This window comes from Lepagella muris (assembly GCF_004793975.1).
In the GTDB taxonomy this organism is placed as follows: Bacteria; Bacteroidota; Bacteroidia; order Bacteroidales; family Muribaculaceae; genus Lepagella; species Lepagella muris.
This window is the reverse complement of sequence record NZ_SRYB01000057.1, coordinates 1-9,404: the sequence shown is the minus strand read 5'-3', so window position 1 is coordinate 9,404 and position 9,404 is coordinate 1. Positions and strand designations below refer to the sequence as shown.

The window sequence follows — 9,404 nt, the reverse complement described above, 5'->3', positions numbered from 1 at the left end:
TGAGAGCACCAAGGGCACAGAGATTTTCTAACATTCTCCGTGATCTTGGTACTCTCAGTGGTCGTTGAAAAAATTTTCTGACGGGCATGAAACTTTTTAAACAATCTTACGACTAAAATTATGAAGTCATCTAAACTTCATTGAAACGACAAAAAACAGGCAGTGTCTCTGCCGTCAAATCAGATATAGATATGAAGACAATAAGGTTCTACCGTATAATGCAGTACGTTTTTGCTGCAATCGCAATCATCGCTTTCATCAGATCTTGTTTTGATGCTTTCAATTCAATAGCTCCGATGTCATGCGTGGCTACTGCATCTGCCGCTTCTGTCATCTTCGGACGACGTGCCCGTCAATTATCCGAAAGATAGGATAATTACGGTCATTTGAATAGCTCGCAGAAGCCCAGTTTGTTGAACTGATAATACATCTCGATGCGTTCCGGCGTGTCGTTTTCAAGCAGAGTCAGCAATTCCTTGGCAAATTCAAGTGTTGCCGAGCCGTTGGCTGTCACAATATTCCCGTCTGACACTGCCTGGGCATTCACGTACCCCTCCGCATTGGTATAATCCTCCCTTCCCCAATGCTTCAACTGGTCAAGACCATTTCCGGTATGCCTTATGCCGTTCAGGAAACCGCATCTTGCCATGAACGATGCAGCATTGCAGATGGCTCCCACAATCTTACCGTTGCCAATGGCATGGCGGATAATAGGCACCACCTTTTCCGCTACCGGCGTCATCCATCCGAAACCTCCGATCAGCACCAATGCGGCATAATCCTCCGGCATCGTGTCAAACGAATAGTCGGGCAACGTGCGAAACCCACCTATCGACTTCACCAGCTCCATCGTCGGGGCAACCACCTTATTAACATACTTAGGATTCTCCTTCATGGCAAAATCATCAGAAGCGATCGCCTGAGAAAGATACACTGCCTCATGCGCTGCATAATCCGGCAACAATACGTAAAGAATTTCGTTTTTCATAACAGTCTGTTGAATTATTCAAGCTTATTTATTTTCTGTTGGATTTATTTCTCTGTCGGTGCCCACTCGATATAAATCTCGCTCACCTTTCCATCCTGCGTCTGTATCCGGAATTTGCCTACATGGTAGGAGCCATCCACATCCTTAGTGACAAGCGTATCCCCTTCCGGTTTAAGCAAATCAGCTTCCGGCATCCCGATATAGACCGGTCCGTTACCAGTGGTAGCCTTCAACTTCGACTCCCCTTGAACGGCTATGAGATTGACCTTACCATCAAAATCAGTATCCTGTGCCTGAAAAGTCTCGACATTATTCAAAGTGAAGCTATAGCCTACGAAGTCCTTACCCTCATACTTCTCAACATGATCACATAGTCCGGCTACCGAATCCGGTATCTCAGCGACATCCATTCCGAGCGTCACATCCCCTATTCCCTTCTCCGTAAGATTCCAGGTAGTGGCTACAGCAGGGGTTTCCACTTCAATTTCAACAGAATCGGCATCTTTGACAGAACCATTTCCATTGCCGCCACAAGAGAGCATACCCATCACAGCGACAGAATAAAGGATTAATGATATCTTTTTCATCGTCTATAATTAAAATATGGTTGAATTAAAATATGGTTGATAGTATTCTACAAAATATAAATGCAAAAGTACTAAAAAAAATTACATCATGCACATACATCAAGCACATCAGTCCTTAACATCATGCACATAAATTATATTGTGCTTGATGTTTCAAACATAATGTGCTTGATGTTTCAAACATAATGTGCTTGATGTTTCAAACATGATGTATATAAGGTGGTAAAAAAGAGGACGGGTATTGCCAACCGTCCTCTTTTGAATATATTTTGTTTTCACGTAATTATTATTGCATTATGGTCAAAATCAACAACTCAGTTTGATTCCATCAACCATAGCAGCAACACATTCGTCAATTTTGTCTCTCTCATCATGTATTTGGAGATACATGGGCTTTTCTCTTTCTACTGAGATGCCGGATCCAAATGTAGTATCCTGTAAGTGGCAGAGAAGCCCCAAGCAAAGAACCGATCAACCATAATATCCTGGTAAGAATCCCACCAAAGCTTCCGGTGTGAACAGCATAAATCCAACCGCGTAGTTTATCTGCTTCATTCGAGTCTTCATATTTCGTCGTTGGCGTGATTTCACCTGTACGATGATTAAACTCGTAGCGGTCTGCCGCTCTTCCATTGCCGGAAGAAGCGATTGTCACGGATGCCGTTTCCGATCCTACAGTAATTTTCGGAGCCTGTGGATTTTGTGCCTTAAGTTGATTATAAACCTGCTGCCATCTGCCAAATTCCGAATGTCGGCGCCCTTCACCTCTTCCACGCATGGATTGATTCTCGTCATGAGCATCTTTATCAAGTCTGTTGCCATGACGATCTTTTCCTCCAGGCCTTCCATCCTGCCGATTAGTGCGCTCTTTGTCAGCCCTGCCGTTTGCAGGAGCCTGGACAATGGAGCGAGGCTGATGCTCAACGCCACATACTGCATAGAAGGCAGAACGATACCAACCGAAAGAGTATGTCAGTCCAGTCAATGCCATTGCAAGCACAAATATCAACGCATACATTCCTCCTGCCACATGAAGACTTTTCCAAAAGCCTTTCCATCCATTGTTAAACGATATTTTGAGACTGTTTTTAAGGCTTTTACGTGCGCGGGGCCACCATATCACAATGCCCGAAATAAGAGCGATCACAAAAATAATGGTAGATATGCCTACAAGCAATTTGCCAACTTTCACACCTTCCCCATGCGGATTGGCACTGTCAAGCAGCCATCGGTGAAGCCTGAACATTGAGGTAAAGAAACCAAGTCGTTCATACTTACCGGTAATTTCACCGGAATACTGGTCAACAAACACCGAAGCACGCCGAGGTTTTGACAGATTGACCTGATAAGTCAGTGATTTGTCGTTGAAAACCGTGACTCCGGTTATTGAGACACTGTCTGGCAATGTCTTTTTTACCGCTTCCATCAGTTGTTCCATTGGAAGCGGCTTATCCTTGACCTCCGCGACATTGTAGACGTCACTCCGGACAGCCTTAGTGATCTCCGGCTCAAAAATCAGCATTGCACCGGAAAAACATATCAAAGTTATGATTATACCGAATGGCACTGACAGCCAAAGATGTATTTTTCTGAAAAACTTAATCATCGTGGTTTATTTTACTGGTGTGAGGTACCCGAATCCGTCAATGCTCGTAGCTTCGATTGTCACGCCTTTGACAGCCTGCGCTGTGGTTGTGTTTATAGCATAGATTGCAGGATACTGATTCTCCACATTCACAGGAATATAGACCTTCCCATCACGAGAGTAAACAGCCTTACCGAATGATGTGACATTGTCAGGAAGACCAGTAACGTAAGTGAGTTTCTTTGATGCGGCATCAAAGATAGCCAATTCAATTGCAGCCGGATTCTTTTGAGTAAGCGGACGGTCATACATAATCATCAGGAAGCAATTACCGCCGGCGGGCCAACAACGCATGAATGAACGGTCGCCATCCTTGCTTTGTGCCTCAATGTTGCAATAATAGTCATCAAACTGCTTGCTTCCGGCAGGGATGCGACACACACCGGCAGGAAGAGTCGTTTTCTGCAACGGGTCAGTCATAGTCTTTGCATAACTGGATGAGAAAACATACACATCGCCGTTCTCAGCTGCCCAAATAGTCTGGTAATACTGTGATTTGAATCTGCCGCAAGGACTGCTGATTCTGTCAGTTTTGACAAGAGTAGGATTAAGCATATTCTCATTGTCATAGATAGCCACCCAGCATTCGTCAGGATATTGGGTTCCGGTAAGCTCCCCTGCCTTGTAGGAGCCACTGTTAGAGCCACCCGATTCCGTGTGGACAAGGTGCTCGTATCCGGGACGGATCCATTTTCCATTATCGGCAGCAGATCCGTATTGACTCAGACCCATAGGGACTGCCCCGCAGAAGATTCTCGAACCGCTCTGCTCTGCACCGGCAAGAGTCACATATTCTCCATTGCCGAGGAAGTTTTCCATTGAGTAAGCTCCGGTAGAGGTATCGTTCCCTCGCGATGTTTCATCCACCACGTTTAGATAGGTGATGAGAAGTGTCTTGGGAAGATAACCGTGACTGTCGGCAAGAGACTGAGGACCATCGCCGGTTGACATAGTTATGATGTCATCATTATAAGCTCCGTATGATGAAAAACGGCTTATGCGATACTCAATGCTGCGGGCTTCCATCTCTCCATTGTTTCCGAGTATGTAGCTGCGTGTAGTGCCGGCATTACCCTGATTGTACTGAAGTGCATACAGGTAGTTCTTATGGAACACCCATTGTGTGGCTCCATCGTTAAGAAGTCCGTTGTTTACAGTAGACAGATTGCCTTCATCAAGAGATTCACCTGTAAGCAGCACTTTAGACGACGCGTTGGAGCCTTCTACAGTTGTAGCGAAAACGAATTTCCCGTTCTTGCTCTCTTCTCCTCCGGGTGTAGGATCATTGCTGTCGGAGCAGCCACACAACATTGCAGCCGGTAAAACAGCAGCGGCTGCAATGAATTTTGATAATGTCTTGGATTTCATATTTATCTATGTTTTTAGTTTATTAGTTTCCGAAATAAATCCTCACCTTGCCATAAAAAGCCCTTCCTGCCTTTTGCAGACTGAAATTATCGTATAGCCGGGCATTTGTGAAGTTTCGACACTCAAATGAGAAATTATAGCGTCCTTTGCGGATTGCGTATGTTATTGTGAGATTATGTGCGAATTGGTCAGGAACCATATAATCTGAATTATTTGAACCTATGTTGGCTGTATAATAGCAGAAACTATGCGTATATTGATTATCGTATGTCACCGTAAGCACATTGCTTTCTCGCCCCAATCCATGCCAATAGAAATTAGCATCGGAATCAGCGAACATGTATGGAAGGTTAGGCATACGTTCTTTATAGGCAACGTTCGGAACCGTGCTGCCTTGAGCAGTAGGCATATTATCACGGACATTCATTTGAGTGAAGTTCCCTCCCAGACTGAACCATTTGGAAAAACCATACCTGACAGAGACATTAAATCCCTTTGTGGCAACCTTTCCATAATTTATATAAGTGGCGGCTGATTTTCCTCCACTGAGAGCAAGTATGTTGCGCTGTATGTAATCACGCGTATCACGGTATATGAATCCGGCTTCGGCATAAATGGTATTATTGCCGAAAACAGCGTTATAGCTCAGATTCAAGTTCAGGTTGTGGCTTGATTCCGGTTTCAGTGTCATATCGCCCATCTCAAGATCCTCATCGCCAAACATCTCCTCAATCGTGGGCAGACGATAGGCTTTTTCGTAGGAGGCTTTCATCTGAAAACCCCAGGGAATAAACCAAGTTCCGGCTGCACCATACCCAAAATTATCTATTGAATGGGATGTAAGTTGGTAGACATCCTGCGATGCTGTTGTGGCAATCGGACCTGAGACATACTGGTGGTAATACTTGCCAAACGCCGTCAGATTGAATTTTGCATTTGGTGTATATCGATAGGATAAACCAACGATATTTTTGCTCGTCACTTTAGAAAACTCATCCTTCTGAGGCACATCAGTAAGCAAATTTTCGTTGATTCTATTGAACGTGTTGAATACATTATTGACAGTAATAACGTGTGGACTGCCAAGCCTATAGTTCACAGTAGCAGATGCTGACCAGTTATTATTTATTGCGCATGAATTTTGCAAGAACTGTTCGCCCGGAGCATTAAGCGGCGCGGTTTCCCCAACCCAATTATATTTCACCGAAGCGGTGTCGACATTTGTGGTCCTGTTGCGATTGTAATTCGCATTTATCGTCATATCAAGACCCTTTACAAGAAGATTTCTTTTTGAATACTCAAGCGACGGCATCAATGAATATCCATGTCGGTGTTTCTGGCCATATACAATCTCTTGTCTGACTCCGGTCTGGATATCCTTATACATGTGGGAATAAGTGAAACCAACCATGAGTCTGTCTGCCCAGCTTTTATTCACAAAGCCGACTTTACCGACAACCGCCTCATTATGATAGGTATCGTTGAAGCGTTTTACATGCTCTTTCTTCTTTCTGTTGATAGAACCGGTAACAAAATCCTCAACAGGAGTATCCACCCAATAATCATTGTCTGAATAATTCTGGAAGACGTTTATATCATACTTGAAACCATTGCGCAATGTCTGCCCGAAATTCACATCTGACTTATGAGTATTGAACGAGCCAAAAGAGTAGGATGCATCGACAAACCATTTTCGCTGACGTCGTGGAGTGACTATGTTGATTACTCCTCCTATGGCATCTGCGCCAAATCCGACAGGCACCACACCACGGTAAATTTCAATGCGCTCTGCGAAATTCACGGGTATATTATTCAATCCGAAAGAGCTCCCGACCCCTTCCTGCGGCACTCCGTCAATAAACACCTTGACATGCTTCCCGCTGAATCCATCCATTGTCACTGCCATCTCTGAGCCAACTCCCCCACTCTCGCGTATCTTCATGCCGGGAGCTTTGTTAAGAGCCTCGCTGAGCGTTTTTGTCGTGTTTACCAATTCCTGGGTATTGACTGCGGTGGCATTAAAAGCCGAATTTTTAACCTTGCTCAACGGATTACTTACCACTATGACTTCTGCAAGTTGTGAGGAAGGATTGAGTTTTACATTCAGTTTTTTACGGTCGCCAGATACGATGTTGACCTTGACCTCTTTCTTTTCAAACCCAACCGAAGAGAACACTATGGTATATTCCCCTTGCGGTGCATGTAGATGGTAAAGTCCTTTCTCGTTGGTAGAGCATGATATCTTTGTGCCTTTCAAAAAAACTGTTGCATAATCTATAGGCTCCCCGTCCAAGGAAAGCACCTTGCCTGAAACCATCCCGTCGCCATATTTCGCATAAGAGTAAGCAACGTTCAAGGTTATCAACATTAAGCATAATAAATACTTTTTCAGAGTCGTCATTATTGTCGTTAATTTTTTGCAAAGTTCGGAAGTTTAATCCTTTTAAGAAATACCTAAAACTTAGTATTGTTTTTTAGACACAATTAACAATCAGCCCCTTACATCCAATCTAATCCTATAAAAAATTGGCAAACGGCATGCTTTCATGGGTGAATGTGAATTTAACATTTCACTATAAAACCGATTATACTCAATAATGGTGATTATTTATGGTATGGAAAAACTGCCAACGCGGTCATTTTTTTACGAAATGGAGACTTGATAAATTTATGGAAATATTTAATTTTGCAAATTAAAACTTCTCATTTGGAATGAAAAATATATCATTATACATAGATTTAGTATTCTGTATCATCGTCTTACCACTTATGGCTCTGATATTCCCGGTAGAACGATGGTTTCATAATTTCCAATGGTATGTCATTGCCGTCGGTACATGGCTGCTGTTTTTATATGTATTGAACCGTATTGTAACCGTACCTCTTATCTTTAAGAAAACTCGCGAAAGAGTAATCGGGGTTATGATATTTCTTATTTCCATTTCAATTACATATTGGTTTGCCACAATACAGCTATATGTGCCAAAAGAGGGGACTAACCCATTTGATTACGGTATAGTGCGTATTTTGCCATCAATTCAGCCTTATCAACAAGCCGTGTGGTCTCTGTTTGTCATAGTTGAGACTTTTAGTTTTGCAGTGGGATTGTTGACCCAAGCCAATATGCAGAAAGCCAAACGCAGGGCTGTAGAAGCAGAAAGGGATAAGGCGGAGATTGAGTTATACAAGGCTCAGATAAAGCCTCATTTTATGTTCAACACACTTAATTCTTTATATGGATTGTTTCTGACACAAGATGAAAAGGCATTGGTGGCTTTAGAGGAATACATATCTATGTTAAGATACATACACGTATCCTCTCACCGTGATTTCGCACCTATTTCAGACGAAGTGGATTACATCCGACAATATATTGGTCTTCAATCCCTTCGCCTTAATGAAATGACAACAGTCCATACAGATATTGAAGTTGAGAATTACAGATTACAAGTGCCGCCTATGTTGCTTGTCACTTTTGTGGAAAACTGTTTCAAACACGGTGTTTCTCCAATTGAAGAAAGCAAGATTATCATTAGATTGATTGAAAAAGATGGCTTGCTTACTTTTTCCACTGAGAATCGCATTTTTCCGGTGAAACGAATCGGTGAGCACATGGGTATTGAAAATTGCAAGAAGCGGCTTAATCTTCTTTATTCCGAACGCCATTCACTCAACATTGAGAATGATGGAGATTATTTCTATGTAAAACTTAGCATTAAATTATAAGTATGATCAGATGTGTTGCAATTGATGACGAACCGATTGCCATTAGTATTCTTCAAGAACATTGCAAAAGGTATGGAGAGATTGAATTGAAAAGTTTCACATCCCCCATTCTTGGCATGGCATATATTCAGGAGACACACCCCGATATCGTTTTTCTTGACATTGAGATGAATTCTCATAACGGGTTGGTTATGGCAAAAGATTTGCCTGATGATATATGCCTGATATTCACCACTGCTTATGCCAATTATGCTCTTGATGGTTTCAATGTGGATGCGGTTGACTTCCTTCATAAGCCAATTTTCTATCCGCGATTCGAGAAGGCGATTGGGAAGGCAAAAAAATATTTGCAACTAAGCAACGTAAGTCCGCAGAAATCCATATCCCTTAAAGTGGGACACAAAAACATAGTGGTTGCCCTTACTGACATCATTTTGATAGAAGCTATGGACAATTATGTCAAGATATACAGAAAAGATTTGCCGACTGTAGTATCACAGATTACAATGAAGGATCTTGAATCCAAACTACCATCGGATACTTTCGTAAGGATACATAGATCTTTCATTGTGTCAACCCAATATATCGAGAAATTCTCCAACCGCACCATTTATCTCAACTATTATAAGCATCCGGTGCCTGTAGGACGAAAATATATCACGATCTACAACGACATATACCATCGCTTTGAATAAGACAAGTAATCTCTAATGCTTATTCATCTTTACAGAACGGGGCAGACTGACCTCTCCTGCTATTATGGCAAATGCCTGTGCTATATAAAGAATCCAATAGACCGAAGTGCCGACAATCAAGCAAACGTCAAGGAAGGTTATTATCAATACAATCAATATTGCTATAATGGCCGCATATCTACTATTTAATGGCTAAAGATGCTTCTACTTTTAAGAAGGACTATTGATATTGTCTAACCCTGTCTTCGTGCAGGATTCCGGAGGTATCAGAATTATTGCAATATTAATCCCCAACCGGTAAATAATAAAATGAGATATTTTGATGGAGATAATTCAAAATTTGAAGTTGTCTAAACTTATTTTGAGATGTTAAAAATTCGGTAAAATAAATAAAA

At 42.2% G+C, this 9,404-nt stretch carries 8 protein-coding genes; 3 read left to right on the top strand and 5 right to left on the bottom strand.

The features are described 5' to 3' along the window. The first annotated feature begins 191 nt into the window (after positions 1 to 191). Positions 192 to 371 (top strand): hypothetical protein, encoded by a 180-nt coding sequence (locus E5331_RS19800; RefSeq protein ID WP_135986357.1) that lies wholly within the window; start codon positions 192 to 194, stop codon positions 369 to 371. An 11-nt stretch (positions 372 to 382) separates the two neighbouring features. Here E5331_RS19800 and E5331_RS19795 read toward each other — a convergent pair whose 3' ends face one another. The 5 genes from E5331_RS19795 to E5331_RS19775 form a co-directional block, all read right to left on the bottom strand. Beyond that, positions 383 to 988 carry a DJ-1/PfpI family protein gene (locus E5331_RS19795; RefSeq protein WP_123484710.1) on the bottom strand — a complete coding sequence of 202 codons (606 nt, stop codon included), beginning with the start codon at positions 986 to 988 and terminating at the stop codon, positions 383 to 385. A gap of 44 nt (positions 989 to 1,032) precedes the next feature. Further along, on the bottom strand, positions 1,033 to 1,575 hold the full coding sequence (locus tag E5331_RS19790; protein ID WP_123484711.1) for a hypothetical protein: 543 nt from the start codon (positions 1,573 to 1,575) through the stop codon (positions 1,033 to 1,035). Positions 1,576 to 1,945: 370 nt separating this feature from the next. Beyond that, on the bottom strand, positions 1,946 to 3,181 hold the full coding sequence (locus tag E5331_RS19785) for a PepSY-associated TM helix domain-containing protein (RefSeq protein WP_135986355.1): 1,236 nt from the start codon (positions 3,179 to 3,181) through the stop codon (positions 1,946 to 1,948). A gap of 6 nt (positions 3,182 to 3,187) precedes the next feature. Continuing rightward, positions 3,188 to 4,588 carry a DUF4374 domain-containing protein gene (locus E5331_RS19780; protein WP_123484713.1) on the bottom strand — a complete coding sequence of 467 codons (1,401 nt, stop codon included), beginning with the start codon at positions 4,586 to 4,588 and terminating at the stop codon, positions 3,188 to 3,190. Between the two features lie 22 nt (positions 4,589 to 4,610). Beyond that, entirely contained in the window at positions 4,611 to 6,956 is a 2,346-nt protein-coding gene (locus E5331_RS19775) for a TonB-dependent receptor (RefSeq protein WP_420813872.1), read from the bottom strand. A gap of 344 nt (positions 6,957 to 7,300) precedes the next feature. Between E5331_RS19775 and E5331_RS19770 the strand changes: the two genes are divergently transcribed. Continuing rightward, positions 7,301 to 8,314 carry a sensor histidine kinase gene (locus E5331_RS19770; RefSeq protein ID WP_123484714.1) on the top strand — a complete coding sequence of 338 codons (1,014 nt, stop codon included), beginning with the start codon at positions 7,301 to 7,303 and terminating at the stop codon, positions 8,312 to 8,314. 2 nt (positions 8,315 to 8,316) lie between these two features. Next, complete coding sequence (locus E5331_RS19765) at positions 8,317 to 9,009, top strand: LytR/AlgR family response regulator transcription factor (protein ID WP_123484715.1); 693 nt, start codon at positions 8,317 to 8,319, stop codon at positions 9,007 to 9,009. Positions 9,010 to 9,404: the final 395 nt, after the last annotated feature.